24 protein-coding genes are annotated in these 24,668 nt (G+C 56.3%); 11 read left to right on the plus strand and 13 right to left on the minus strand.

Annotated features, from left to right (window positions below; all coding sequences use genetic code 11):
- Positions 1 to 5: 5 nt before the first annotated feature.
- From ABWV47_RS18780 to ABWV47_RS18805, 6 genes are all read right to left on the minus strand, one after another.
- Positions 6 to 389, minus strand: coding sequence for a RidA family protein (locus ABWV47_RS18780; protein WP_353314706.1), 384 nt, complete (start codon positions 387 to 389; stop codon positions 6 to 8).
- Positions 390 to 604: 215 nt separating this feature from the next.
- Positions 605 to 1,699, minus strand: coding sequence for a tRNA-dihydrouridine synthase (locus ABWV47_RS18785; protein ID WP_353314708.1), 1,095 nt, complete (start codon positions 1,697 to 1,699; stop codon positions 605 to 607).
- A 328-nt stretch (positions 1,700 to 2,027) separates the two neighbouring features.
- Entirely contained in the window at positions 2,028 to 2,465 is a 438-nt protein-coding gene (locus ABWV47_RS18790) for a GNAT family N-acetyltransferase (protein ID WP_353314710.1), read from the minus strand.
- 161 nt (positions 2,466 to 2,626) lie between these two features.
- Positions 2,627 to 3,892, minus strand: coding sequence for an ATP-dependent Clp protease ATP-binding subunit ClpX (gene clpX, locus ABWV47_RS18795; RefSeq protein WP_353314712.1), 1,266 nt, complete (start codon positions 3,890 to 3,892; stop codon positions 2,627 to 2,629).
- Between the two features lie 134 nt (positions 3,893 to 4,026).
- Positions 4,027 to 4,659 (minus strand): ATP-dependent Clp protease proteolytic subunit, encoded by a 633-nt coding sequence (locus tag ABWV47_RS18800; RefSeq protein WP_353314714.1) that lies wholly within the window; start codon positions 4,657 to 4,659, stop codon positions 4,027 to 4,029.
- Positions 4,660 to 4,934: 275 nt separating this feature from the next.
- Positions 4,935 to 5,510, minus strand: a complete 576-nt coding sequence (locus ABWV47_RS18805; RefSeq protein WP_353314716.1) for a hypothetical protein — start codon at positions 5,508 to 5,510, stop codon at positions 4,935 to 4,937.
- A 171-nt stretch (positions 5,511 to 5,681) separates the two neighbouring features.
- Here ABWV47_RS18805 and ABWV47_RS18810 point away from each other — a divergent pair, with 171 nt between their 5' ends.
- Entirely contained in the window at positions 5,682 to 6,344 is a 663-nt protein-coding gene (locus tag ABWV47_RS18810) for a DNA-3-methyladenine glycosylase I (protein ID WP_353314718.1), read from the plus strand.
- Between the two features lie 123 nt (positions 6,345 to 6,467).
- Entirely contained in the window at positions 6,468 to 7,241 is a 774-nt protein-coding gene (locus tag ABWV47_RS18815) for an SDR family NAD(P)-dependent oxidoreductase (RefSeq protein WP_353314720.1), read from the plus strand.
- Between the two features lie 46 nt (positions 7,242 to 7,287).
- Here the strand turns inward: ABWV47_RS18815 and ABWV47_RS18820 are convergent, their stop codons facing one another.
- Positions 7,288 to 7,683, minus strand: coding sequence for a c-type cytochrome (locus ABWV47_RS18820; RefSeq protein ID WP_353314722.1), 396 nt, complete (start codon positions 7,681 to 7,683; stop codon positions 7,288 to 7,290).
- 139 nt (positions 7,684 to 7,822) lie between these two features.
- On the opposite strand from ABWV47_RS18820, the gene ABWV47_RS18825 reads away from it, so the two are divergent.
- Both ABWV47_RS18825 and ABWV47_RS18830 read left to right on the plus strand, forming a co-directional pair.
- Positions 7,823 to 8,362 (plus strand): GNAT family N-acetyltransferase, encoded by a 540-nt coding sequence (locus tag ABWV47_RS18825; protein WP_353314724.1) that lies wholly within the window; start codon positions 7,823 to 7,825, stop codon positions 8,360 to 8,362.
- 161 nt (positions 8,363 to 8,523) lie between these two features.
- Positions 8,524 to 8,730 carry a cold-shock protein gene (locus ABWV47_RS18830; protein ID WP_353314726.1) on the plus strand — a complete coding sequence of 69 codons (207 nt, stop codon included), beginning with the start codon at positions 8,524 to 8,526 and terminating at the stop codon, positions 8,728 to 8,730.
- A gap of 213 nt (positions 8,731 to 8,943) precedes the next feature.
- Here the strand turns inward: ABWV47_RS18830 and ABWV47_RS18835 are convergent, their stop codons facing one another.
- The 3 genes from ABWV47_RS18835 to ABWV47_RS18845 are packed head-to-tail and all read right to left on the minus strand — an operon-like array spanning position 8,944 to position 11,341.
- The gene (locus tag ABWV47_RS18835; protein WP_353314728.1) at positions 8,944 to 9,645 is read right to left on the minus strand and encodes an ABC transporter ATP-binding protein; all 702 of its coding nucleotides are present in this window, start codon (positions 9,643 to 9,645) and stop codon (positions 8,944 to 8,946) included.
- A complete protein-coding gene (locus ABWV47_RS18840; protein WP_353314730.1) occupies positions 9,638 to 10,924 on the minus strand; it encodes a lipoprotein-releasing ABC transporter permease subunit in 1,287 nt (428 codons plus the stop codon). Before ABWV47_RS18840 ends, ABWV47_RS18835 begins: the two co-directional genes overlap by 8 nt.
- Before the next feature lie 30 nt (positions 10,925 to 10,954).
- Entirely contained in the window at positions 10,955 to 11,341 is a 387-nt protein-coding gene (locus tag ABWV47_RS18845; RefSeq protein ID WP_353314732.1) for a MerR family transcriptional regulator, read from the minus strand.
- A 79-nt stretch (positions 11,342 to 11,420) separates the two neighbouring features.
- Here ABWV47_RS18845 and ABWV47_RS18850 point away from each other — a divergent pair, with 79 nt between their 5' ends.
- Positions 11,421 to 11,819, plus strand: coding sequence for a hypothetical protein (locus ABWV47_RS18850; protein WP_353314734.1), 399 nt, complete (start codon positions 11,421 to 11,423; stop codon positions 11,817 to 11,819).
- A 70-nt stretch (positions 11,820 to 11,889) separates the two neighbouring features.
- On the opposite strand, the gene proS is transcribed toward ABWV47_RS18850, so the two are convergent.
- On the minus strand, positions 11,890 to 13,242 hold the full coding sequence (gene proS, locus ABWV47_RS18855) for a proline--tRNA ligase (protein WP_353314736.1): 1,353 nt from the start codon (positions 13,240 to 13,242) through the stop codon (positions 11,890 to 11,892).
- A 171-nt stretch (positions 13,243 to 13,413) separates the two neighbouring features.
- Between proS and ABWV47_RS18860 the strand changes: the two genes are divergently transcribed.
- The 6 genes from ABWV47_RS18860 to ABWV47_RS18885 all read left to right on the plus strand — a co-directional run bounded on the left by ABWV47_RS18860 (position 13,414) and on the right by ABWV47_RS18885 (position 23,122).
- Positions 13,414 to 15,420, plus strand: a complete 2,007-nt coding sequence (locus ABWV47_RS18860; RefSeq protein WP_353314738.1) for an acyltransferase family protein — start codon at positions 13,414 to 13,416, stop codon at positions 15,418 to 15,420.
- Between the two features lie 219 nt (positions 15,421 to 15,639).
- Positions 15,640 to 17,313, plus strand: coding sequence for a GAF domain-containing hybrid sensor histidine kinase/response regulator (locus tag ABWV47_RS18865; protein ID WP_353314740.1), 1,674 nt, complete (start codon positions 15,640 to 15,642; stop codon positions 17,311 to 17,313).
- A gap of 74 nt (positions 17,314 to 17,387) precedes the next feature.
- Positions 17,388 to 18,485, plus strand: coding sequence for an AI-2E family transporter (locus ABWV47_RS18870; protein ID WP_353314742.1), 1,098 nt, complete (start codon positions 17,388 to 17,390; stop codon positions 18,483 to 18,485).
- A gap of 6 nt (positions 18,486 to 18,491) precedes the next feature.
- Entirely contained in the window at positions 18,492 to 19,160 is a 669-nt protein-coding gene (locus ABWV47_RS18875) for an HdaA/DnaA family protein (protein ID WP_353314744.1), read from the plus strand.
- A 157-nt stretch (positions 19,161 to 19,317) separates the two neighbouring features.
- Positions 19,318 to 21,492 carry an RNA degradosome polyphosphate kinase gene (locus ABWV47_RS18880; RefSeq protein ID WP_353314746.1) on the plus strand — a complete coding sequence of 725 codons (2,175 nt, stop codon included), beginning with the start codon at positions 19,318 to 19,320 and terminating at the stop codon, positions 21,490 to 21,492.
- A gap of 94 nt (positions 21,493 to 21,586) precedes the next feature.
- Positions 21,587 to 23,122 (plus strand): Ppx/GppA family phosphatase, encoded by a 1,536-nt coding sequence (locus ABWV47_RS18885; RefSeq protein ID WP_353314748.1) that lies wholly within the window; start codon positions 21,587 to 21,589, stop codon positions 23,120 to 23,122.
- A 108-nt stretch (positions 23,123 to 23,230) separates the two neighbouring features.
- Here the strand turns inward: ABWV47_RS18885 and ABWV47_RS18890 are convergent, their stop codons facing one another.
- Together ABWV47_RS18890 and ABWV47_RS18895 are read right to left on the minus strand one after the other, a co-directional pair.
- Positions 23,231 to 23,605 (minus strand): hypothetical protein, encoded by a 375-nt coding sequence (locus tag ABWV47_RS18890; RefSeq protein ID WP_353314750.1) that lies wholly within the window; start codon positions 23,603 to 23,605, stop codon positions 23,231 to 23,233.
- A 34-nt stretch (positions 23,606 to 23,639) separates the two neighbouring features.
- Positions 23,640 to 24,665 carry an endonuclease/exonuclease/phosphatase family protein gene (locus ABWV47_RS18895; RefSeq protein WP_353314752.1) on the minus strand — a complete coding sequence of 342 codons (1,026 nt, stop codon included), beginning with the start codon at positions 24,663 to 24,665 and terminating at the stop codon, positions 23,640 to 23,642.
- Positions 24,666 to 24,668: the final 3 nt, after the last annotated feature.

Here is a 24,668-nt window from a genome sequence, read left to right on the forward strand (position 1 = left end):
CGCCGTCAGTCTGACACGCGTGCGGTGACTTCAATCTCGATTTTCATTGCCGCTTCCATAAGGTCCGCAATGATCATGGTGGCCGCCGGCTTGGCCTTGGCAAAAACTTCGCTCGTCACCGGCCAGCACGCCTCAAAATCATCGCCATTGGGAAGAATGTAGTTCACCCGCACCACGTCATCGAGTGAACTGCCAGCTTCTTTCAGCGCTTTGCCGATGGTCGCAAGCGTGTTGCGGCACTGATCAGCCACACTTTCGGGCATGGTCATGGTGTCATAATCATAGCCTGTGGTCCCTGCCACAAACACCCAGCCATCAGCCACAACCGCGCGGGAGTACCCAATTTTTTCTTCGAAAGGTGACCCAGTGGAAATGTGACGAACGCTCATGACGTGCTCCTTAAATTGACCACCCAAGACATCCTTTGCAGAGGGGAGAGAGTCAATAACCCGCGACACCAGATTTGGACATCTGAGCACACCACTCAGAACGTTTTGGGGCACCTCGCATCCGTCTCTCAGGACGATGCGAAATGCCCCACTTTTTTCGCGCAGACCACAACATGTCATGCAAACATGCGTGTCAGCGGGCAGGTCCCTGCGGTCTAGGCGGACTTGGCGAAGCCACCGTTGTATTCGTCGCTCTTTCTGCGGATTTTGGAATGCTCCACAATCCGCTCCCGAGCGACGCCACGGAACTCTTCGATAGACGCATAGCCGTTGCGCTCCAAATAGTCGCTCAGATCATCCTTGAGATCTTGGATGAGCTTGACGCCAACGCCGCCACTGCCCTTCTCCTCCATTGCGGCTGTGCAGACCTGCAAATTGCCTGCTCCATGCACAATGAAGTTGAACGCTTCGCGGAAGCCTTTGATGCCGCCAATTCCAGAGATTTCTTTGTCCGGGAAAGCTTTTGAGATGTCGTGCACCCGCAACAGCGCCTGATGCAAGATCGCCAAACCACCCTGACCACCAGAGGTCACCAGACCGTCCACTTCCACCTCAAATTTCATCGTCTCAGGGTCCATCAGAGGCAGCGATGGGAAGGTGTTACACAGTGAAATACAGGACGCCCCAGCTTCATAGGCCGCCGCCGCCGCGTCCACCAACGTGGCGGTTGATGGCGTCAGCTTCACCCAGATCGGCACATCCACCACTTCGGTCACAGCACCCAGAATAGAGCGGATGATATCTTCGTCGTTGGCCACATGTGCGCCCATATCTTTGCGGTCCATATGCGGGCACGACAGGTTCAGTTCCAGCGCGTCACACCCCACACCCACAACCGAGGTCGCCAGCTTGCGCCAATTGTCCATCTCTTCTTCACTGCCTGCGCCTGCCATAATGGAGGCAATCACCATCCGGTCCGGATAGGTCTCTTTGATCTCTTTGAGATCTGGCAACCACTGTTCAAGCGGTTGGTCAGAGATCAGCTCCCAGTTCCAAGAGGAATGGGACACCGTATCGGGCCGCTTGTTGCGCGACACATAAGGCTTCTCTTCGCTGGTACGTTGATAGATCGTCTTGGGGCCAGCCACGTTTTCCACTGGGTGCAACCCAATGGTCTTGGTGACAACACCGCCCCAACCAGAGTCAAAAGCCTTCAAAATCTTGCGTTTGCTCTCGGTTGGCGGCGCAGATGCCAGAACAAATGGATTGACGAAGTCCAGACCCGTAAAATGTGTAGCAAGTTTGTTCACCGCAGGATTCCTATTTTTGACTTATTGGTAAAAAAACCATGTGCAGGACACACCTCAAAGTCAAACTGTTTCCGGCCTCAATGGTCACAAGGCGCAAACATCTTAGAAATTTGGGGCCGTTTGCTCAAAAAATAGAAGTTTGATCACAAACGCGATGGCCGTCCCCAACCGCCCCAGATGCCAGCTGCCGCGCCACATCTGCCCACCGAAACCCTCCGGTTGAGACCGACCCAAACGCTGTGGCAAAGAGCTGTAACCATCCGCTGCCAAACACCCCGACATGTGTCAAAAATCAGATCGGGCTGTTTTTCCCTGATCTCGTCTGGGGTCAGAGCGACTTTTGCATGAACCATCGACTATGGTTGGTCGGCTCGTTTTCAGCGCCGTTTTTGAGAACCCCAAAGTCCGCGTACCCTAGCTGAAGGTAGAACTCTCTGGCCTCAGACGTGGACGTGTCGAGCCAAGCGCTATGACAGCCCAGCCGCCTGGCCTCATCTTCTGCTGCTGACATCAGCTGCGTGCCAAAACCGGATCTGCGGTGGGTCTCACCCACCCACAGAGTTTTTATCAGAAACCACCCGTATGAAGTCGCGCCCGTGACACCCGCGATAAGACGGTCGTTTTTGTCAGTGACCTGCATCACAACCGATGAATTCACCGACTGTTCGTTCATTTCGGCAAGTGAACTCAACAAGGCATCTTCGATTTTTTCTGCAACATTGGAGTGTCGCGAGGCCGGGACCTTTGAGATTTCTAAGCGCGTCATACCACAAGCCTTTGGGGGGGGGGGAATGTCACAGGGGCATTCCAGACCGTGAAACTGGTTTCGTCAAGGCGGGCAGCATCCGCGCAACTTACATTGCCGCCACAACAAAAAAGGCGCCCCACCGGGACGCCCTTCAAATTCTCTCAGCTATTGCAAACAGATCACCCAGCTGTGGCGGGCTCTTTCTCTGCTTCTCCGTGGATCATCAACGGCGCCGCCTGACCTGTGGCTGCCTCTTCATTCACCACAACCTCGGTCACACTATCCTGACCGGGCAGCTCAAACATCGTGTTGAGCAGGATTTCTTCAAGAATGGAGCGCAGACCCCGCGCACCGGTCTTGCGTTCGATGGCGCGTTTGGCAATCGCATTCAGCGCATCATCGGTGAAGGTCAGCTGCACATCTTCCAACTCAAAAAGACGCTGATACTGTTTCACCAGCGCGTTTTTCGGCTGTGTCAGAATGATCACCAGCGCCTCTGCATCCAGATCTTCCAGCGTCGCCAGAACTGGCAAACGGCCAACAAATTCGGGGATCAGACCAAATTTCAACAGATCTTCCGGCTCCAGATCTTGGAAGATCTCGCCAACGCCACGTTCATCATTGTCACGCACATCTGCACCAAAGCCCATGGCGCTGCCCTTGCCGCGCTGTGCGATGATCCGGTCCAGACCGGCAAATGCGCCGCCGCAGACAAACAGGATGTTGGTGGTGTCCACCTGCAGGAACTCCTGCTGCGGATGTTTGCGCCCACCTTGCGGTGGCACGGAGGCCACGGTGCCCTCCATCAATTTCAGCAGCGCCTGCTGCACACCTTCGCCGGACACGTCACGTGTGATCGACGGGTTCTCAGACTTGCGGGTGATCTTATCAACCTCATCGATGTACACGATGCCGCGCTGCGCACGTTCCACGTTGTATTCCGATGCCTGCAAAAGCTTCAGGATAATGTTTTCAACGTCTTCGCCCACATAACCCGCTTCGGTCAACGTGGTCGCATCCGCCATGGTGAACGGCACATCCAAAATCCGCGCCAGCGTCTGCGCCAGCAGCGTCTTACCGCAACCGGTTGGGCCAATCAGCAGGATGTTGGATTTCGCCAGCTCAATGTCACCGGTCTTGTCCGCATGGTTCAGACGTTTGTAGTGGTTGTGCACCGCCACAGACAACACGCGCTTGGCCATCGCCTGACCAATCACATAATCATCCAGCACGTCGCAAATCTCACGCGGTGTCGGTACACCCTCGCTGGATTTCAGGCCACTCGCCTTGGTCTCTTCACGGATGATATCCATGCAGAGTTCGACACATTCGTCACAGATGAAAACCGTGGGGCCCGCAATCAGTTTGCGCACTTCATGCTGACTCTTGCCGCAAAAGCTGCAGTAGAGTGTGTTCTTGCTGTCACCACCGGACGTGTTCGACATGTCGTACCTTTCAGGCCAAATACCGCTCCCGTTTCACAAGGAGCTCCCCACGTTCCAACCAGCTTAAGACAGCCGGAAAGTGGGCACAATGCGAAAGTGCCCGATAGCGCAACCGCGCCGCCGGGCACCTAAAATTAGCTGTCTTCGTCATCACCTTTGGCGCGGTTTTCGACAATCTCGTCGATCAAACCCCACTCTTTGGCGTCTTCTGCGGACATAAAGTTGTCCCGCTCAAGTCCCTGCTCGACCTCTTCATAGGTGCGACCAGTGTGCTTGACGTAGATTTCATTGAGGCGCCGCTTCAGCTTCAACGTCTCTTCGGCGTGGATCATAATGTCGGTTGCCTGACCCTGATAGCCACCGGAAGGCTGGTGTACCATCACGCGCGAGTTGGGCAGTGAGAAGCGCATGCCAGCTTCACCCGCGGTCAGCAGCAGCGAGCCCATGGAGGCCGCCTGACCAATCACCAGCGTGCTCACCTTTGGTTTGATGTACTGCATGGTGTCATAGATCGACAGACCAGAGGTCACCACGCCGCCGGGGCTGTTGATGTACATGCTGATCTCTTTGGAGGGGTTTTCCGCCTCAAGGTGCAAAAGCTGCGCCACGATCAGGCTGGACATGCCGTCATGCACCGGACCGTTGAGGAAAATAATGCGCTCTTTGAGCAGGCGCGAGAAAATATCATACGCGCGCTCGCCACGGCTGGTCTGTTCGACAACCATGGGCACAAGGGTGTTCATATACGTTTCATAAGGGTCGTTCATATCGCCTGCCTGTAGATCGCGTTGCGGCCCGCCCATCGGACCCTACCAAGAGAGTCTTAGTATTGGGTTTGGGGAGCTGCAAGGCCACCTAATGATTTTTGGGTTAAGGGCAGGTAAAGAGCAGGGGCTTGGCAGGTCACTTCTGCGTGGCTCACCAATGCCGATGCTTAGCATCGGCAGCGCCCGAACCGCCCCCACGGGGCGTGCGCTTCGCTTCCTGCCCCTCGGTTCGTGCGCGGTATGCAACCCTAAACGCACCTTTTTCGAGAGAGTGCTTATTGTGGTGACTGTTCACGAGCCATTTCGATAGCCCTACCAAACGCAGCGCTTAACTCTGAATGAACGGATTGAAAAGCACCACCAGCATACCTTGAAAAATCTTCCAGTATTTCAATTGGCTCGTTACTCAATTCTTTCTCAGTAGCAGTCGCACTCTCAACTCGCATAGCCCGAAAGAGACCACAGCCTAGGAAGATTTGGGCGTCGTTTTGTGTAACATCGCCGTGAAGTGTATGGGCAACGCGGTTCCTAACTTTGTTCAGATGCCTGATGCCTGGCATCAAATCGTCAATGACTGGAGATCCTGTGTTGACCAATTCTATCTTCTGCGAAAAGTTCAGCCGAACTCTGGCCAAGTTTTTCAACTGAGGGTTTTCTCTTTCCAAGAACTTGGTCAAGTAATGCTCGACAAAGAGATGGCCTCTTAGTATCCGACCAATAATCTCCGCGTTTTGCGCCCAAGCTTTGTCTATCGCCGCATGCTCTCGTTCGATCTTTTTATTTGCTTCTTGCCGCCCGCCTAAGAGATGGATCACATTTCGTGCTACCAAGTTTGGGTCCGGAATATCCAAAATTTAATGCTCCTAACTATCACAAATCCAATAATTTCGCTGAGTATCGCATTAAACAAATGGAAAGATCAGCTCGTGCCGCTCAGCAAAACGGTCTGACGCGATCTCTAGCATTTATGCCAACAGCGGGTAACAATGGCAAAAGCCTTTAGAACCCTACAGGACCACCCCATGCGCACCTTCGACGACCTTTTCGCCATTTCTGCTGAGCGCAAAGGCGGCGCCGATGCCCTCAACGCTCAGCTGTCCAAGCCCAAATCCGCCGCCGACCTCGCCCAGATCCCCGAGGACCGCTGGCTGGCCCAATTCACCAAAGGTGTCTTTCAAGCAGGTTTCAACTGGCAGGTCATCGAAAACAAATGGGACGGGTTCGAAGCCGCCTTCCACGGTTTTGATGTGGACCGCTGCGCCTTCCTGCATGACGAGGACATGGACCGCCTGATGTCAGACACCGCCATCGTGCGCAACGGCCCCAAAATCCGCACTGTCATCGAAAACGCCCATTTCTTGCAAAGCCTGCGCGATCAGGGCGGCGCGGGCCAAGTGCTCGGCGGTTGGGCCTCCACCGACTACGTCAACCAATTGGACTTCATGAAAAAAGGCGGCTCTCGCATTGGTGGCAACACCGGCCAATATGCCCTGCGTTTCTTGGGCAAAGACAGCTTCATCCTGTCCCGCGATGTGGTCGCGCGTTTGATTGCCGAAGGTGTGATCGACAAACAACCCACCTCCAAAGGCGCGATGAAAAAGGTGCAAGAGACGTTTAACATCTGGATGGATCAATCCGGCCGCAGCCTCACAGAAATCAGCCGGGTTCTGGCGTTCAGCCTGTAAGCAAATCCGCGCCTTATGCGCTGGTCCAAGCTTTCCTTGGACGTTTCCGCACTTTGGCGGTGCACCTCAAGCCATTTTGACGTAGCACTGCCTCAACCCGCACCAATTCTTTGAGGCCCACCTATGACGTCCAAACAGAAAACCGCCATCGTCACTGGGGGTCTCTCCGGCATGGGCTGCGCAATTGCAAAACGGCTGGCAGATGACGGGGCCACGGTGATTGTCGGCGCCCGAAGCGGCGGTGACGACGCCAAAGTCCGCACAGCCCTTGGCGATCACTATGGCACAATCCACGCCGCCCCGCTCGACGTGTGCTCCAGCGACAGCGTCAACGCCTTTGTGGCGCAGGTTGCGGACGACCATGGCGGCGTCGACATCCTGATCAATGCCGCCGGCGTGTATGACGAAGCTGCGATCATCGACCACCCCGATCAAATCTGGCTGGATCAAATCGACACCAACCTGTCGGGCACCTTCCGCATGATCCGGGCTGTGATGCCCCATATGAGAGCGGCGGGATGGGGCAGGATTGTCAATCTCGCCTCGGTGGCCGCGCACAACGGCATGGCCAACAACGCCGCGTATTGCGCCTCAAAAGCCGGGCTTCTGGGACTTGGTCGCTGTGTCAGCCTTGAGGGTGCGGCCCATGGGGTGACCTGTGTGTCGATCAGCCCAACTTGGGTGGAGACCGAAATGCTCACCCAATTCATCGAAGCCGATATGGCCACCACAGGACAATCCCGCGAGCAGGTCCGCGCAGACTACGCCAAATCAAATCCTCAGAACCAGCTGGTTCAACCAGAGGAAGTTGCCGAACTTGCCGCCTTTCTGGTGAGCGATGCGGCACGGGCGCTCACAATGGAAGACTATCAAGTCAACGCAGGCTCGCTTTGGTAGCCCCGCAACTCGACCTGTCACACCGCCAAAACACCATTGCAAAGTCTCACTGCTGCACGCTTTTCAGATAGGCCACAAGATCGGCGATGGGCTGAGAGGTCATGATGGGCTGTCCCGTTGGGGCTTTCATCGCAACATCAAGGCCCTGAAAAAATTGTCCATAGACCGGCATTGGGCTGCCATGACTCACCAATGGGTCGCGCCCGTCGATGCGCCCAATGACCCGCACCACAGGAAACACCCCGTCGTTGTTCTGGCTCAATGTGGTCAGATTGTCGGGCTTGATCGTCAAGACGCCTGCCATCGGTCCCATGCCGTCCAAATTGAACCCATGGCACGTCACACAGTACTCAAGGTAGAGCAATTCGCCCTCCGTGATGTCTTCCGCAAGACTTCCACTGGCCGCCATGGCAATGGCCAAGCTGCACAAAAATCTCTTCATGGCATTGTCCTCCTTAAGCGATAAACTCAGCTTCAGGATGCCATGCCCGTAAGCGCCGCACCTTGATCCGGATCATAGCGCGTGACACACCTTATCCGCGCCGGTAAAAATCATCCGCACCTGCAAAAGAGACCCTGCCATGATCCACACCGAAGACCAGACACCGGACGCGGCACAGATCACCACGCTCTTTGCAGACACTTTCGCCGCATCTGAAGGCGAAACGGAGGGCGCGCTCATCGGCACCTTGGTCAAAAACCTGCTGCGCGACCGTCACTCTGACGGCACGCGGGTCTTCACCGCCACGGACAACACTGTGTTGGTCGGCGCCGTGCTCTTCTCCCCGATGCCCTACACTGACGATCCGCGCAAAGTTGTGCTGCTCTCCCCGATGGCCGTCACCACCGCGCGCCATTGCCAAGGCATTGGCCAGGCGCTGATCAAGCATGCGCTGGTCTCCCTTCGGACAAAAGGTGTGGATGTCGCCCTCACCTATGGCGACCCAGCGTTTTACGGCAAAGTTGGTTTTCAGCCGATCACCGAAGACATCGCCCCTGCCCCACACCCGCTCAGCTTTCCACATGGCTGGATGGGCCAGTCTTTGACCGACGCGCCACTCACGCGGATGACGGGTACCCCCACCTGTGTGACCGCCCTCAACGATCCGCAGGTCTGGTAAAGGTGGCCCTTGTAATTTCCGCCGCCGCGCTATACATAGCGCTCGCACACGTTTTTCTTTTTCGACCACTGTCTCCCTTCCAACGGCGCTCAGTCTCTCGATACAGACCGACCTCGCCGCGCTGCCGCATCCCGCGGGCAGATTTTTAAGGAGACTACGGAATGGCTACTGGCACCGTAAAATGGTTCAACACAACTAAAGGTTTCGGCTTCATCGCACCAGACGGCGGCAGCAAGGATGTGTTTGTACACATTTCTTCTCTGGAACGCTCTGGCCTGACTGGTCTGGCTGACAACCAAAAAGTGACCTTCGACATCGAAGCAGGTCGCGACGGTCGTGAATCCGCGATCAACCTCGCATTGGCATAAGCCTTAGCGATCCAGACATTTAAAGCGCGGCTCCTGTTGGGGCCGCGCTTTTTTTGTTGTGCGGCACCATGGCCCATCGCCGGTCCATCGCCGCACCATCAGCGTCCCTTGTGTTTACGGACGGCGCAAACGCAAGAGCAGCACCTCCGCGAAACAGCCACGCTACCGACGCAATACCGACGTGAATTTTAAGAGATTTCTGGCGCTAACCACTTACGCAACGGCGTCAGCTTGGCCGTCGACCAAAACCCCGTTTTCCAACCGAACCACGCGATCCATACGCGCAGCCAATGCCATATTATGTGTGGCCACCAAAGCCGCCAATCCGGTCTCCCGTACCAGCCTCATCAAAGCGTCAAACACCTGATCGCTGGTCGCCGGATCAAGGTTTCCTGTCGGCTCATCAGCGAGCAAAATCCGTGGCTTATTCGCCAAGGCCCGACAAAACGCCACCCGCTGCTGTTCGCCCCCAGACAGCTCTGCCGGCCGATGATGGGCGCGATGGGCCACGCCAACGGTGTCCAGCAGCTCCTGCGCCCGTTCGGCCGCAGCCTTTTTGCTGACCCCATTGGCCATCTGCGGCAAGGAAATGTTCTCCAAAGCGCTGAATTCAGGCAACAAATGATGGAACTGATAGACAAATCCAATGTCCTCTCGCCGCGCCTTGGTGCGCCGCCGGTCTGAGGTTCCGCCCAGCTCTTTCCCGCCGATCTCGACCACACCCACATCTGCTTCATCAAGCAAGCCCGCGATGTGCAACAACGTCGATTTCCCCGCACCAGATGGGGCCACAAGCGCCACCATCTCTCCGGCTTTCAGGTCCAGATCGACCCCGCGCAACACGTGGATCTCACCGGCTAAGCCCTTGTTGTAAAACTTTTCTACGCCGCCCAGCTTTAGCACAACGTCACTCATAGCGCAGCGCCTCCACAGGGTTCATCCGCGCCGCACGTCGCGCCGGAAAGATCGTGACAATGAAGGACAGCCCCAGCGACAAGCTCACCGCGCTGATGACATCTCCCACTTCCAGTTTGGCAGGCAAATGGTAAATCCCTCGGATCGATGGGTCCCAAGCTTCACCACCCAACAAGATATTCACAAACGAGAAAATCGGATCGATATAAGCAGCAAACAAACACCCCAACACCACACCAAACACGGTGCCCAACAGCCCGGTAAACGCGCCACACATGAAAAACACCCGCAGGACGGACCCTTCGGTCAGCCCCATAGTGCGCAAGATCCCAATGTCGCGTCCCTTGTTTTTGACCAACATCACCAAACCAGAGACAATGTTCATCGTGGCAATCAGCACCAGAATGGAGAGGATCACAAACATCACATTGTCCTCCACTTCCAACGCGTTCAGGAAGCCACCAGAGGCCTGCTTCCACGTCCAGACCAAGCTGCGATCCCCTGCCGCCTGCATCAACGGCACCAGCAGGCTCTCAACGGCCTCCGGCTCTGCCACCATCACCTCAATCTCATCCGCCGCCCCGTCCCGGTCAAAGAACAGCTGCGCCTCTGCAAACGGCAAATATACTCTTGTGCGATCAATGTCATAGCGCCCGGCGCTGAAGATATACACCACCTCATACACGCTGATCCGGGGGGAGGTGCCAAAGGCAGTTTTTACACCGTTGGGAGAGATAATCTTAACTTTATCTCCAACCAGCGCCCCAAGCTCCCGCGCGACGCCAGACCCAATCGCTATTCCTTCCTGATAACGTGCCAAATCCCCATCACTGGTCTCAGGATCAGCTATTCGTGGCAGCTCCGCCAAATCCTTGGCGGCCATGCCGAAGACTTCGACACCTGCGTTTCGGCTGCGCAGACTGGCCATCACCTGTCCCTTGACCAAAGGTGCGGCCCGCACCACACCCGGCACCGTTTTTAAGCGTGCGGCCACATCCTCATAGTCACGGATCGTGCGGTCAATCTCGCCAGTTTCTGAAAGTTCACCACTCTGATATACGGTTGCATGGGCATTTGCCCCCAGAATTGTGTCCACAAACTCTGCACGAAACCCGGCCCTTACCGCCAGCGTGGCAATCAAAGCAAACACCGCCAACGTGATGCCAATAAGACTGATCCACGTCATCACACTCACGCCACCTTCGGCGCGTCGGGCCCGCAGATACCGCCAGGCGATCATCCATTCAAATCGGGAAAAAGGGGCGGTTCGACCTGCCATGACTGCTCCGAGTTCTTGTTTGGCGCGACCCTATGGGCCAGCCCGTACAGGGTCAAGCAGTCCGGCCGTCTTGAGCCCCAACGGACAGGCCGCCGCCAATCGCGCCGCCACAACAGCGCGCAATTCCGCCAACTCCGCCATGCGCACGTCGATCTCATGCAACTTAGACCGCAACACTGTTTCGATTTCGTTTTGCGACAGACCGCCATGGAGCCCTTGAAGCAACGCGCCAATTTCTGACAACGTGAACCCCAAGCTCTGCGCCTGCCGGATCAACCGCACCAGGGTGACTACTCCCTCAGGATAGTCCCGATATCCGTTGCCACGCCGATCTGCACGCAACAATCCTTGCCGCTCATAAAAACGCAACGTATCTCGGCTCACGCCAGTGGCCTCTGCCAATGCCCCGATCCGCATCACATTTCTCCTTGACCTTGGACCTAACTCAAAGGTTTACACCTCGTGGCATCCAAATCAACCAATCAAAGGATGCCCCATGTCTCCAAACGCTTTCCACCGTCTATTTCGCATCTCCGCATGGTATGATGTGTTGATCACCTGGCCCTACATGACGCCCGTCACACTAGGCGTCATGTGGACCACGCTCAACAGCGCGCACGCCGCTTCAGGCCTCACACCCCTGCCTGTTCTGACGGTGTATGGGACGCTCTTTGCAAACTTCTTTGGCACGGTTGTCATCATCTGGTCGGTGGTGCGATTGCGCCTGAACGACATGCGGCTCGCACGATATGACGCCGCCGGGCGTTGGCTGTTCTCCACCTGGATGCTTTATGCGCTTTTGAACGGGGCAAGCCCGTTGCTCTGGGGGTTCCTAGCCGTCGAACTCTGCTTTGCCGTGTTGCAATCCCTCCCTGTCAAGACCCCTGCCCCTTAAACAAAAAAACCCCTGCAAAAGCAGGGGCTTTCATCAATTCATACCGCGCCGAAGCGTCAGACTTGGGACCTTACAGCCCAACAACCCGGTGGTTGGCGTAAATCTCGATCAGTTTCGCCACCGCCGCTTCTGGTGCCATCTCTTCGCTTTCACCGGTGCGACGGCTGGTCAACTCCACCACGCCGTTTTTCAAGCCACGCGGGCCAACGGTGATCCGCCAAGGCAGACCAATCAAATCCATCGTGGCAAACTTGCCGCCTGCCCGCTCCTTGCGATCATCATAAAGCGGCTCAAGCCCAGCGGCGACCAACGCCGCCTCCAACGCCTCACACGCCGCATCCGCTTCCGCATCACCCTGCTTGAGGTTCACGATACCCGCATGGAATGGCGTCACGCCTTCTGGCCAAATAATGCCGTTTTCATCATGGCTGGCCTCAATGATCGCCCCCAACAAACGGCTCACGCCAATTCCGTGGCTGCCCATATGCACCGCAACAGGTTTGCCATCCGGCCCCTGCACTGTCGCGCCCAGCGCATCGGAGTATTTGGTGCCAAAGTAGAAAATCTGTCCCACTTCGATGCCGCGCGCCGTGCGGCGACGCTCTTCGGGCACTTCGCCAAACAACGCCTCATCATGTGTCTCATCCGTGCGCGCGTATTTGGAGGTGAACTCCTCCAGCACGCCCTGACATTGCGCCACATCGTCATAATCAATGTCACGATCGCCAAACGTCAGGTCCGTCACAGCGCTATCGTAGAACACTTCACTCTCGCCCGTGTCAGCCAACACCAAGAACTCATGGGTGTCGTCGCCACCAATTGGGCCACTGTCAGCGCGCATTGGAATGGCTTGCAGCCCCATACGCTCATAGGTCCGCAGATAGCTCACCAGATGACGGTTATAGGCATGCAGAGCGTCTTCCTTTGACAGGTCAAAGTTGTAGCCGTCTTTCATGTAAAACTCGCGGCCCCGCATCACGCCAAACCGTGGACGAATTTCATCACGGAACTTCCACTGGATCTGATACATCGTCAGCGGCAAGTCTTTGTAAGAGCTCACATTGCTACGGAAAATGTCGGTGATCAGCTCTTCGGCGGTTGGCGTGTACAGCATCTCACGGTTATGGCGGTCGGTGATGCGCAGCATTTCGTCGCCATAGGCGTCATACCGCCCGCTCTCACGCCACAGATCTGCAGACTGTACTGTTGGCATCTGCATTGGGATATGCCCTGCCCGCACCTGCTCTTCGTGCACGATGTTTTCAATCTTGCGCAACACTTTGAAACCAAGCGGCAACCAGGAATAGATCCCCGCACTGGATTGTTTGATCATGCCAGCACGCAGCATCAAACGGTGGCTGACGATCTGCGCCTCAGAAGGGGTTTCCTTCAGCACAGGCAAGAAATAGCGGGACAGGCGCATGGACACTTACTCTCTCGGATGGGGCTTGGCACACGTGCGGGCGCCAAAACCGGGGATCGACTTTCGCCATGGGCTAGCCCAATCCCCCGCGCGTGGCAAGGTCGGTGCTTCCAAACGGAGGACACCACAGATACAAAACCCGCAAACACTTCCCCCAAAGGTACGGGCTAGATGCACTACAGAACTGAAATCGACGGGCTTCGTGCCATTGCCATCCTCGGCGTGGTTCTGTTTCACGCGGGCCTCAAGCAAATGTCTGGCGGCTTTGCCGGGGTTGATGTGTTTTTTGTGATTTCTGGCTATTTGATTGGTGGCAAGATTTTGGACGATCTCGCCGCAGGTCAGTTCTCTTTCAAAACCTTCTACACCCGCCGCGCAAGGCGCATCCTCCCGGCGTTGGTGGTGATGATCCTTGCGGTCATGTGTCTTGGTTGGTTTTCGATGATGCCCAATGACTACCGCTACATGGGGGGCGCGGCCGTCACCGCACTTTTGTCGCTGTCCAACGTCTGGTTCCTAACCCGGATCGACTATTTTAACCCGGAGGCCAAATACGATCCGTTGATCCATACATGGAGCTTAGGGATCGAAGAGCAATTCTACCTGATCATTCCCCTGCTCTTGTTGCTACTTTGGCGTTGGCGGCCACGCTACTTGATGCCCGTTCTCGCGCTTTTGGCCCTTGCAAGTTTTGGCATCGCGCTGGTCACAGCAGCGGAGTTTCGCATGGAAGCCTTCTACCTGCTGCACACACGCGCATGGGAGCTTTTGGTCGGCGTGCTGGTTGCTTGGAGCCAACGCAATCGCCCACTGCCAACGGGCATGCATTCGCCCGCGTTTTCGATGGGATTATTGCTGATTGTTTGGGGACTTTGGTCTGTGCCTCCCACGGCACCTTGGCCGGGTTTGTGGACCCTTCCCACGGTAATCGGCACTGTTTTGGTGTTGTGGGCGCCTCAGGCCGCACCTTCTCTGCGCAAAATTCTGTCAAATGCCCCGATGCGGTTTCTGGGACTGATTTCCTATTCGCTCTACCTCTGGCATCAACCTGTGATCAGTTTGCTCAAAAAGGCCTATCTGTGGCCAGACACCCTCTACGGAGTTCTGGCGGTATTGGCCGCAATGATCGCTCTGGCGACACTCAGCTGGAAGTTCGTCGAACAACCTTTTCGCGGCACGGCACCTGTGCCACGACTTCGGCTAGGTGCGCTCTTTCTCGCAGTCGCTGGTGTCTGGGGAGTGGCCATTGCCGGAGACATGTCCAAAGGTTTCCCCGCACGCATGCCCGACCAAGTTCTCGATGTGCTGGCGATGGAGGATGACTACAGCCCCACCTATCGCAAGTGTTTGCCCTCCCGCAAAGATGTTCCCACATATGACTTTGGCACCAGCTGCACATTTGGGCCGGAACCCGCGCCATCGGTCTTATTGATTGGCGACAGTCACGGTGCACGATTGGCGGAGCCCTTGGCCGATGCGTTGTCAGAAGCCGGACTTTCCATGCGGCAACTCACACTTTCCAGCTGCCTACCTGTGGCCGACCTGATCAATGTGGGCCAATCCCGCGCGGCCCAATGTCCAGCCTTTAACAAAGCCGTGCTGGAAACATTGCAGACCGAAACACGCATCAAGAATGTTGTGATGTTTGCCAGTTGGACCAACTACATGTTTGACGAAAGCGGTCCCAATATGTTCGGCCGTGAAAGCGAAGATGGTTTCTACAGTGTATCAACGCTGACGCCACTCCCTGTCTCGCAACAAGAACGCGAAAGTGCATTTGCCCATGCCCTTGCCGCTCAGCTGGACGCATTGGCGCAAAATGATCGCCACGTCACCTTGGTCTTGCCAACACCAAGGCCGGACGTAGACATTCCACGCCACTACGCGACACAGCTTTGGTGGGGCACCCCACTTCCGCAACGCGACGGCTATCCACGCGCAATTTATGACGAATTGGGCACCCGCCTCCAATCCATCGTTGACGACGCGGTCCAAATCTCCACGCTGAATGCTGACCAGTTAAGTATCGTAAAACCTGCAGAGATTTTTTGTACAGCCGACCAATGTGATCTGGTCCGAGAGGGCAAACTGCTCTTTACCGATGGCAACCACGCCTCACTTGCCGGTATAGATCTCATCGTTCCGCCGATTGTAGAGAGCATCCGAAGATCACGCTAACGGCCTGTTCAAAGGTCTCATATTGCTGAGCAAAAATCAGTGTTAAGTTTTGCATGGCGCAATTAGTGCGGAATTAAGCTTTCACTTTTACCACTGCAAAGGGTTTGATCACATTGTCTTGTCAAAAGGTGCCGATCCCGCTTTTTCCCCTTGATTAAGGGAGTGTGACGGCGCAGTTGAAATGGGTGCCCGCACTTTTACCTGAGTAAATGAGTTCAAATGACGAACACGCCCGGAGCTTTGGAGACTGATTTCCCTGCAGCAGATGACCTTTTTCTGCAAGCACTTGGCTTGGTGGATGCCAGCGTCGAACAATCGTTTGACAACCATACCACTCTTGTAAGCCGGGTCCTCAAAACCCCCGTTGCGCTGGTAAGCATTGTACAATGCAATCTGGATCGCCAGTATTTCAAAAGTCACGTTGGCCTCTCAGGGCAGGTCGCTGAGGCACGTCAAACGCCACTCAGCCACTCTTTTTGCCAACATGTCCGCAACAGCGACGCTGTTTTAGAAGTCGGCGATGCGCGCACACACGCTGTTTTGCAACACAACGGTGCCGTAAAAGACCTCGGTATCATCGCCTATTTGGGGGCGCCCATTCACCTACCTGACGGCACCCCAATCGGGGCGCTTTGTGCAATAGACCACAAACCACGCAATTGGACCGCTGACGACCAGAAATCCCTGCAGCAGATCGCGCTCTGCGTGAATGAGCAGATTGCCTTGAAAGCCGCTTTGATCGATGCAAACTCCGCTCAAGAGGATGCCCAATCTGCAGCCCGTTCGCGTGAGGAGTTCCTCGCGCACATGGCGCATGAAATCCGCACGCCGCTGAATGGAATTATCGGGTCCGTCGATCTTCTCACCTCTGAAATAGACGGAACGGATTGCAGCCGTGATGTAAAACAGCTTTTGAATGCGGTCGACAGCTCGACACAGGGGCTTTTGAGAACCCTGAACGACTCCCTTGATCTCAGCAAAATAGACGCTGGCGAATTGGCTTTGGAAATGGCCCCGTTCAATCTGCGCGCGGCCGTCGCCGACGTGATCGCACTGCACCGCTCCTCTGCTGAGTGCAAAGGGGTCATTTTGGAATGCACGGCCACGGACACGGCACCAAATGATTTGCGATTGGGAGATGAATACCGTCTGCGCCAAGTGCTGGGAAATTTGCTCAGCAACGCGGTCAAATTCACGGACCATGGCACCATTCATTTGCATCTGGACGCCGATTCAAGCGGATGCCGCGCCACGGTCACTGACACTGGGGCAGGCATGAGTGAACAACAGCTTGCCCAAGTGTTTGCCCCTTACAAACAAGCGGATGACTCGGTTGCGCGGCGCAAAGGTGGCACCGGTTTGGGACTGGCCATTGTCAAAAAACTGATCACCCTGATGGGCGGTGAGGTCAGCGTAACCAGCACCCCGGACAAAGGCACAACCTTTTCCGCTTGGGCCCCTTTTGCCCCGACTGATTTACGTCCCGACGACGCGGGATTACACGGGCATATGGACAAATCCTTTGCCGGGGCTCGGGTCTTGGTTGCCGATGACAGCCAGGTCAATCAGATGGTACTCGCGCGCATGCTGGAAAGCCTGGGCGCTGAGGTGGTCACGGTTTCGGATGGAAAGTCAGCGCTCAACACAGCTCAAAACGGCACGTTTGACATGTTGTTTATCGACATTCGCATGCCGGAAATGAACGGAGACGACGTGGCCCGCGCACTCCGGGAGTTAGAGCGGCAACAGCAATTGACGAAGCTGCCAGAACTGATCGCTGTGACCGCCAATGTGTTCCAATATCATGTCGACAGCTACCTTGAGGCTGGGTTTGACAAATGCCTGCCCAAACCGATCCGGCGCACCGATTTGCTTGCGTTGCGCGCGAGCTGACTTCCAAGGCTTGCAACCGTCCCCGGCTTGGGCGATGACTGTCGCCATTGGTATTTTGCACGGAGCCCGATTTCATGGCCCTTCCCGCCCATAAGCAGTTTCAGTTCTGGGGTATTTTTGTAGTTATTTTTGCGGTGATGCTTTGGGCCCTTGGCCATGTGCTTTTGCCGTTTGTGCTTGGTGGCGCTATTGCCTATTTCCTTGATCCGGTTGCCGACCGGCTGGAAGAAAGTGGCCTTTCACGTGTGGCAGCAACCGCCATCATCACCTTGGTAGGCGTATTGGTTTTTGCGATTGGCGTGCTTGCGGTGGTGCCAAGCCTGATCCAACAGGCCGTTGCGCTGGCGGACACATTGCCCGAAGTCATCGCGCAACTGCGCACTTTTGTCTCAACGAAGTTTCCCAGCCTTATGCAGCCCGAGTCGGTGATGCATCAAACGCTGTTGCAGATCGGCGAAGTTCTAAAAGAACGCGGTGGTGAGCTTGTCCAAGGGGCGCTCAGCTCTGCCGCCTCTTTGTTGAACGTTGTGATGCTACTGGTGATCGCCCCTGTTGTCGCCTTCTACCTGCTGCTTGACTGGGACCGCATGGTGGCTGAGATCGACAGTTTGCTGCCACGCGATCATGCTCCAACAGTGCGCGCCTTGGCCAAAGACATCGACAAAACGCTGGCCTCCTTTGTGCGAGGCATGGGCACCGTCTGTTTGGTACTCGGCACATACTACGCTGTCGCTTTGATGGTGGTTGGACTTCAATTTGGTCTGGTGGTTGGCTTCATCGCCGGCCTGGTGACCTTCATTCCATACCTTGGTGCGTTGATCGGTGGGGCATTGGCCATTGGTCTGGCACTGTTTCAGTTCTGGGGTGATTGGCTACACATCGGACTGGTGGGGGCAATCTTTGCCATTGGACAAATGGTCGAAGGCAACATCCTGACGCCCAAACTTGTTGGCAAGTCTGTTGGCCTGCATCCCGTGTGGCTCTTGCTGGCCCTGTCCGTCTTTGGTGCGTTGTTTGGATTCGTCGGCATGCTTGTTGCCGTCCCTGTTGCGGCCTCCATTGGTGTACTTGCACGTTTCGTGACGGGCCAATACATGTCATCTAAGCTCTATCGCGGACACAGCGATCAAGAGAGCGACCCAGAGACGGAAAGCGTACAGGACGCCAACTAAGCACCGATGGCTGAACAGCTAAACTTTGATCTGCCCGTTCGGGCAGCCCTTGGGCGTGATGACTTCTTCGTCAGCCCGGCCAATGCTATGGCACTTGGGCTTGTGGACCTCTGGCCCAATTGGGCAGGAGGCAAGTTGGTATTGTCCGGGCCCGTCGGCTCCGGAAAAACCCATTTGACCCACGTGTGGGCGGCAATCGCTGGCGCACACATCATTGATGCAGCAACGCTCACCAAAGAGGCTGTCCCCACGCTTGCCACATCTCCAATTGCGGTCGAAGATGTGCAACGCATTGCCGATGACCCTCAAGCTCAAACGGCGCTGTTCCATCTGCACAATCTGACCTTGGCCGAAGGCAACACCCTGTTGCTCACCGGCGTGGGCGCCCCATTGCAATGGGGCCTCACATTGCCTGACTTACTGTCGCGCATGCAGGGCAGCACCGTGGCCACTTTGGAGCAACCCGACGATATGCTCCTTATGGCCGTGATGGCCAAACAGTTTGGGGACCGCCAACTGACCCCGACACCTGATGTGCTCAGCTACATTGCCAAAAACATGGACCGCAGCTTTGCCAAAACGGCACATCTTGTTGAGGCTCTGGATCAACTCAGCCTCAGTGAAAAGCGCCCCATCACCAAAGCTTTGGCCAAGCGTGTGTTAGACCAAGACTAACCCGCTCAATTGCCTCCACGTTTTTTCCTGTCACAGCACGTATAATTTTTGCGCAGCCACACGCTGGAAATCCCAGACGAATCCGCCTTCTCTGGACCCTTCGAACAAACCCGCTTACAGTCATCTTCTCGTTACCTGCCAATGGCATGAGAGCACTATGACCCAAGCTGACTTTCTGAAATCTGATTTCCCCGCCCCAATCGCCCTGCCCGACGCCGACCTGACGGGCCCCGATAGGTTCCACAACCGCGAACTTAGTTGGCTCGGGTTCAATTGGCGTGTGCTGGAAGAAAGCGAAAATGCCCGCGTGCCTTTGTTGGAACGCCTGCGGTTCCTGTCGATCTCTGCAACCAACCTTGACGAGTTCTACACCGTCCGCGTGGCAGGTCTGCGCGAACTTGTGCGCGAAGGCCACTCAAGCCCGGCACAAGACGGTCTTAGCCCGGCCGAACAATTGGTTCTGATCAACGCTGACGCGCGCCATTTGCTGCAAGATCAGCAACGCATGTTCATCAATCTACGTGGCGAACTTGAAGGCGAAAACATCCACATTATGCAACGTGACGCGCTGTCTGACGACGACCGCGATTTCCTTGCTGATGTGTTCATGAACCGCGTCTTCCCGGTCTTGTCCCCCTTGGCAATCGATCCTGCGCACCCTTTCCCCTTCATCCCCAACACCGGCTTTTCGCTTGCGCTGCAACTGGAGCGGAAGAAAAACAAACGTGTGCTGCTGGCGCTGTTGCCGATTCCAAACCAGATTGATCGGTTTGTATTTCTGCCCTCTCCAGATGGCACCATTCGTGCCCTGCCCCTCGAAGAATTGCTCTTGTTGCACCTAGACAGCGTGTTCCCGGGCTACAAACCCAAAGGCCACTGTGCGTTCCGCGTGCTGCGGGACAGCGATCTGGAAGTCGAAGACGAGGCCGAAGACCTCGTACGCGAATTCGAAGTCGCACTGAAACGACGCCGCCGCGGCGAAGTTGTGCGCCTGAAAATTTCTGCTGATGCGCCGACAGCCCTCAAAAAACTGATCATGGAAGAGCTCGAAGTCACCGGCGACGAGGTGGTGGACATCGACGGCATGATCGGCCTCGCGGATCTCAAGGAGCTGGTGCTGGATAACCGCCCTGACCTGCTGTGGCCGTCCTTCACGCCGCGCGTGCCCGAACGGGTACAGGATTTTGACGGCGATATGTTCGCAGCCATCCGCCAGAAAGACATGCTTCTGCACCACCCCTATGAGACCTTCGATATGGTGGTGCGTTTCTTGCAGCAGGCGGCGCGTGACCCCAACGTGGTGGCCATCAAACAAACGCTGTATCGCACGTCCAAACGGTCCCCCATTGTGGAAGCGCTTTGTGAAGCCGCTGAAGATGGGAAATCCGTCACCGCCCTTGTGGAACTCAAAGCCCGCTTTGACGAGGCCGCCAACATCCGTCAGTCCCGCCGTCTGGAACGCGCGGGCGCGCATGTGGTCTACGGCTTTCTTGATCTGAAGACCCATGCCAAAATTTCCACTGTGGTGCGGCGTGAGGGCGAACAGCTGGTGACATACACCCACTACGGCACAGGCAACTACCACCCGATCACCGCCAAAATTTACACCGACGTCAGCCTCTTCACCTGCGATGCGGATCTTGGGCGCGACGCCAACAAGGTGTTTAACTACCTGTCTGGCTACGTGGAGCCCGAAAAGCTCGACAATCTGGCGATCTCCCCGATCTCTCTCAAACTGCGCTTGATCGAGATGATTGGACAAGAAGCCGAAAACGCCCGCAATGGCAAGCCCGCGGCGATCTGGGCCAAGATGAACTCCTTGGTGGACGCCGAAGTCATCGACGCACTTTATGCAGCCTCTCAGGCCGGCGTGAAGATCTCTTTGGTGGTGCGCGGCATTTGCTGTCTGCGTCCGGGCATCGAAGGTCTGTCCGAAAACATCCGCGTCAAATCAATCGTGGGTCGTTTCCTTGAGCACTCACGTTTGGTGTGTTTCGCCAATGGGCAGGAACTTCCAAACAAAAAGGCGCGTATCTTTATGTCGTCTGCTGACTGGATGGGCCGCAATCTCAACCGCCGTGTTGAAACCTTGGTTGAGGTTAAAAACGCCACCGTCAAAGCGCAAATCTTATCGCAAGTCATGGCTGCCAACATGGCGGATGTCGCCCAAAGCTGGGTGATGAAACCAGACGGCAGCTTTGAACGCACACAGGTGCCCGAAGGCGAATTTGCGTTTAACTGCCACCGGTTCTTTATGGAAAACCCTTCTTTGTCAGGGCGCGGTTCTGCCGGGGCCTCAGATGTGCCCAAACTGACCCACACCGAAGACTGAGAACAATTGACCTTCGCAGACGATTGACCCAAAAGGGCGCGTGGCGCACTGTAAGCCACCACCACGCGCACTTTTGGCTACGATCTGACGCTCTATGACAAACACTTCCTCTCCGGACCACTCGCTGTTTGAACGCCCGATCTTTGAAGATCCCGAAGCACGTGCCCTGTCACGTGTCGGCGTGGTCGACGTCGGCTCCAACTCTGTGCGCCTTGTGGTGTTTGACGGTGCGGCCCGCAGCCCTGCCTATTTTTACAATGAGAAAATCATGTGCGCCTTGGGGGCTGGTATTGCCGAGACCGGCAAGCTGAACCCGACCGGCCGCGCGCGCGCCCTTGCCGCCATCGCACGCTTTGCGGCTGTTGCCAAAACCATGCGTGTCTATGGGCTGACCGCAGTGGCCACCGCTGCTGTGCGCGAAGCCACCGACGGGCCTGATTTCTGTGCGGAAGTGCTCGCACAAACCGGCGTCAACATCCACGTGATCGACGGCTCAGAAGAAGCACGCCTGTCTGCCCAAGGGGTGCTGACCGGCTGGCCCGGTGCCTATGGTCTGATTTGTGACATCGGCGGCGCCTCTATGGAACTGGCGGAAATCAACGACGGCGAGGTGGGCAAACGGGTGACCTCATCCTTGGGCCCACTGAAGTTGCGCGACCTGAAGGGGGGCAAAAAAGGCCGCCGCAGCTTCATAAACGACACGCTTGATGATCTCTATCAACAGATGGGCAATCAACGAAATCGCTTGTTTCTGGTTGGCGGCTCTTGGCGTGCCATCGCCCGCATCGACATGGAGCGCCGGGGCTATCCGCTTAAGGTTCTGCACGAATACCGCATGACAGCCACCACGGTGCGCGACACGGCCCGCTACATTCAGGAAAACGATCTGGACGAACTGCGCAGTCGTTGCGGCATCTCCAGTTCGCGTATGGATCTGGTGCCTCTGGCCATCGAGGTGCTCAAAGGCGTGCTGCGTCGCTTCAAACCCCATGACATCGCCATCAGTTCTTATGGCATTCGCGAAGGTGTGCTCTATGAGCAGATGTCAGATCACATTCGCCAGCGTGATCCGCTGATTGAAGCCTGCCGCTTTATGGAAGCCAAAGACGCCCGCATTCCTGGATTTGGCAAGGCACTCTACAAATTTGTATTCCCACTGTTCAAATCCGCCAAAGCTGACCGGCTGCGTTTGATCAAAGCCGCTTGCCTGCTTCATGACGTCAGCTGGCGTGCGCATCCGGACTACCGCGCCGAAACGGTGTTTGACAGCACAACCCGCGCCAACCTTGGTGGTCTCAAACACAGCGAACGACTGTTTTTGGGCCTATCCCTGCTGCACCGCTACCGAAACAAGGCCGAAGGCACCCGCTTTGAAGACCTCGCTCACCTGCTCAGCGACAAAGAACGCCATGACGCAGAGGTGATCGGCAAAGCCATCCGCTTTGGTGCGATGCTCTGGCAACAAGACAGCAACAACATGGGCACGTTGAAGTATTACCCCAAGAAAGGCGCTCTCAACCTCAGGCTGCCCACAAGCACCGGCGCTCTATACGGCGAGGTGGCCGAAAGCCGCTTCAACAGCCTGTGCAACACACTTGGGGCCACCCCCTCAGTCACGGTCAAGGACTGACAACGCCCCCTGTGAGGTCAGTTGGGGCGCACTTTATACGCGCCCAAAAACCCCAAGGCGGGAGCAATGTGGGGCCGCCAAGAAGCTCGCCTTAACCCACAACACTGCTCACAGCTCTATGCCGCCGCCTTCAGTGCCCTCATCCAGAATCTCGATGTCCTCCGGGGTCTTCTTACGCAGGATGATATCTCCGTTGTCCAACATCTCTGGCGCATGATACTGGCTCCAGTCTTCCACTTTGGAAAAAACCGCCCCCAATCTGGGCCCCATGTCTTCCAAAAACCCCTGCACGCCGGGTCCAATCTCCTCCATCAGAGAGTTTAGGCTCTCAACCGTTGGGGCCATTTCTTCCTGCAAACCTTCAAAGAACAGCGTCAGCCCCCGCTCCATCAAACTCTGCCCGTCCCCGGCCTCCTCCGCAGAGGCGGCCCCCGCAGACAGCCCTATGATGGCTGCAAAGATCAGATGTTTCGTCCTGTTCATGTTGCGCCTCCCACTAAGAACCTATCAAAAGTCTTCAAATCTCGATGTCCAACACCACCGGAAAATGATCCGACGCAGTCAGCAACGCCTCGCGCAAATCCTGCACATCCCAACATGTCTGATCCTCAAACGGATGCCAAATCCGCCAGCGCGGATCCGCCGCCTGTAGGCCTTCTGAGATCATCACGTAATCCAGCAGCGCGTTCAGATACCGGCCTTCGCGTTCAATGTGAAACCGCGCCGTGGTGGGTTGTGCGGCCAACCGATGACGCAGTGCCATCTGTGCATGTGGGTCAAACATCGCAGCACCGCCGCTGGTGCCTAACAGGATTTCCACAGAGGAGCGCCCAAACAAATCCTCGAAGGCATCCAAGCCCGGACCGTCGTTCAGATCGCCCATCAGGATCACGTCGTCACCACGTTCCAAATCGTCTTCAATGCGCCGCCTAAGCCAGATCGCCTGCGCCAACTGCTTGCGTCGATTGGCGATGGAGATGCGCATCACCTCATCATGGGTGCGCGCACCGTGCGGCGCTTTGGATTTCAAATGCGCACCAATCATCCGCAAGTTGCGACCCGCTGCGGTGCGCACAGCCAACTCCAATGGTGGCTTGGAAAACACCACTTTGTCTTCCGTTGCATCAACATCCAGATCAATGCGCAGCACCCCGTCAAACCGCGGCGCGCCCGTCATGCCTGACGCGCCGATCTCCTGCCCGCGCGGGTCATGCACAGGGCTGAGCGCATCAGGATCATAGAGCAATGCAATCTCTTGTTGGGTGGAGTTGGCAAAGCCCATCACCGCGCGGTGCGCGCGCAGTTTGAAAGCGGCGGCAAAGTGTTCCAAAGCCTTGACCGTGTCACGCTTGCGGCCCTGATCCGGCGCTTCCACCACCATCACGGCATCCGCATCCAAGGCGGTGAACACCACACCAAGAGCCTCGATCTGCGCCGCACGTGTCACATTCTGTCGACCTGACCAGCCGCCATCCATCACAAGCCGATTGTTGTCGTCAAATAGGCTGGAAAACCACTCCACATTGTAGGTGGCTATCCGCATGGC

This window comes from Shimia sp. NS0008-38b, from assembly GCF_040370365.1.
Lineage (GTDB): Bacteria > Pseudomonadota > Alphaproteobacteria > Rhodobacterales > Rhodobacteraceae > Shimia.

Bases quoted from the DNA above. Each gene is read 5' to 3' on its own strand.
- ABWV47_RS18780 (WP_353314706.1), bottom strand. From the start codon at position 389: ATGAGCGTTCGTCACATTTCCACTGGGTCACCTTTCGAAGAAAAAATT.
- ABWV47_RS18790 (WP_353314710.1), bottom strand. From the start codon at position 2,465: ATGACGCGCTTAGAAATCTCAAAGGTCCCGGCCTCGCGACACTCCAAT.
- clpX (WP_353314712.1), bottom strand. From the start codon at position 3,892: ATGTCGAACACGTCCGGTGGTGACAGCAAGAACACACTCTACTGCAGC.
- ABWV47_RS18800 (WP_353314714.1), bottom strand. From the start codon at position 4,659: ATGAACGACCCTTATGAAACGTATATGAACACCCTTGTGCCCATGGTT.
- ABWV47_RS18810 (WP_353314718.1), top strand. From the start codon at position 5,682: ATGCGCACCTTCGACGACCTTTTCGCCATTTCTGCTGAGCGCAAAGGC.
- ABWV47_RS18815 (WP_353314720.1), top strand. From the start codon at position 6,468: ATGACGTCCAAACAGAAAACCGCCATCGTCACTGGGGGTCTCTCCGGC.
- ABWV47_RS18820 (WP_353314722.1), bottom strand. From the start codon at position 7,683: ATGAAGAGATTTTTGTGCAGCTTGGCCATTGCCATGGCGGCCAGTGGA.
- ABWV47_RS18825 (WP_353314724.1), top strand. From the start codon at position 7,823: ATGATCCACACCGAAGACCAGACACCGGACGCGGCACAGATCACCACG.
- ABWV47_RS18830 (WP_353314726.1), top strand. From the start codon at position 8,524: ATGGCTACTGGCACCGTAAAATGGTTCAACACAACTAAAGGTTTCGGC.
- ABWV47_RS18835 (WP_353314728.1), bottom strand. From the start codon at position 9,645: ATGAGTGACGTTGTGCTAAAGCTGGGCGGCGTAGAAAAGTTTTACAAC.
- ABWV47_RS18840 (WP_353314730.1), bottom strand. From the start codon at position 10,924: ATGGCAGGTCGAACCGCCCCTTTTTCCCGATTTGAATGGATGATCGCC.
- ABWV47_RS18845 (WP_353314732.1), bottom strand. From the start codon at position 11,341: ATGCGGATCGGGGCATTGGCAGAGGCCACTGGCGTGAGCCGAGATACG.
- ABWV47_RS18850 (WP_353314734.1), top strand. From the start codon at position 11,421: ATGTCTCCAAACGCTTTCCACCGTCTATTTCGCATCTCCGCATGGTAT.
- proS (WP_353314736.1), bottom strand. From the start codon at position 13,242: ATGCGCCTGTCCCGCTATTTCTTGCCTGTGCTGAAGGAAACCCCTTCT.
- ABWV47_RS18860 (WP_353314738.1), top strand. From the start codon at position 13,414: ATGCACTACAGAACTGAAATCGACGGGCTTCGTGCCATTGCCATCCTC.
- ABWV47_RS18865 (WP_353314740.1), top strand. From the start codon at position 15,640: ATGACGAACACGCCCGGAGCTTTGGAGACTGATTTCCCTGCAGCAGAT.
- ABWV47_RS18870 (WP_353314742.1), top strand. From the start codon at position 17,388: ATGGCCCTTCCCGCCCATAAGCAGTTTCAGTTCTGGGGTATTTTTGTA.
- ABWV47_RS18875 (WP_353314744.1), top strand. From the start codon at position 18,492: ATGGCTGAACAGCTAAACTTTGATCTGCCCGTTCGGGCAGCCCTTGGG.
- ABWV47_RS18880 (WP_353314746.1), top strand. From the start codon at position 19,318: ATGACCCAAGCTGACTTTCTGAAATCTGATTTCCCCGCCCCAATCGCC.
- ABWV47_RS18885 (WP_353314748.1), top strand. From the start codon at position 21,587: ATGACAAACACTTCCTCTCCGGACCACTCGCTGTTTGAACGCCCGATC.
- ABWV47_RS18890 (WP_353314750.1), bottom strand. From the start codon at position 23,605: ATGAACAGGACGAAACATCTGATCTTTGCAGCCATCATAGGGCTGTCT.
- ABWV47_RS18895 (WP_353314752.1), bottom strand. From the start codon at position 24,665: ATGCGGATAGCCACCTACAATGTGGAGTGGTTTTCCAGCCTATTTGAC.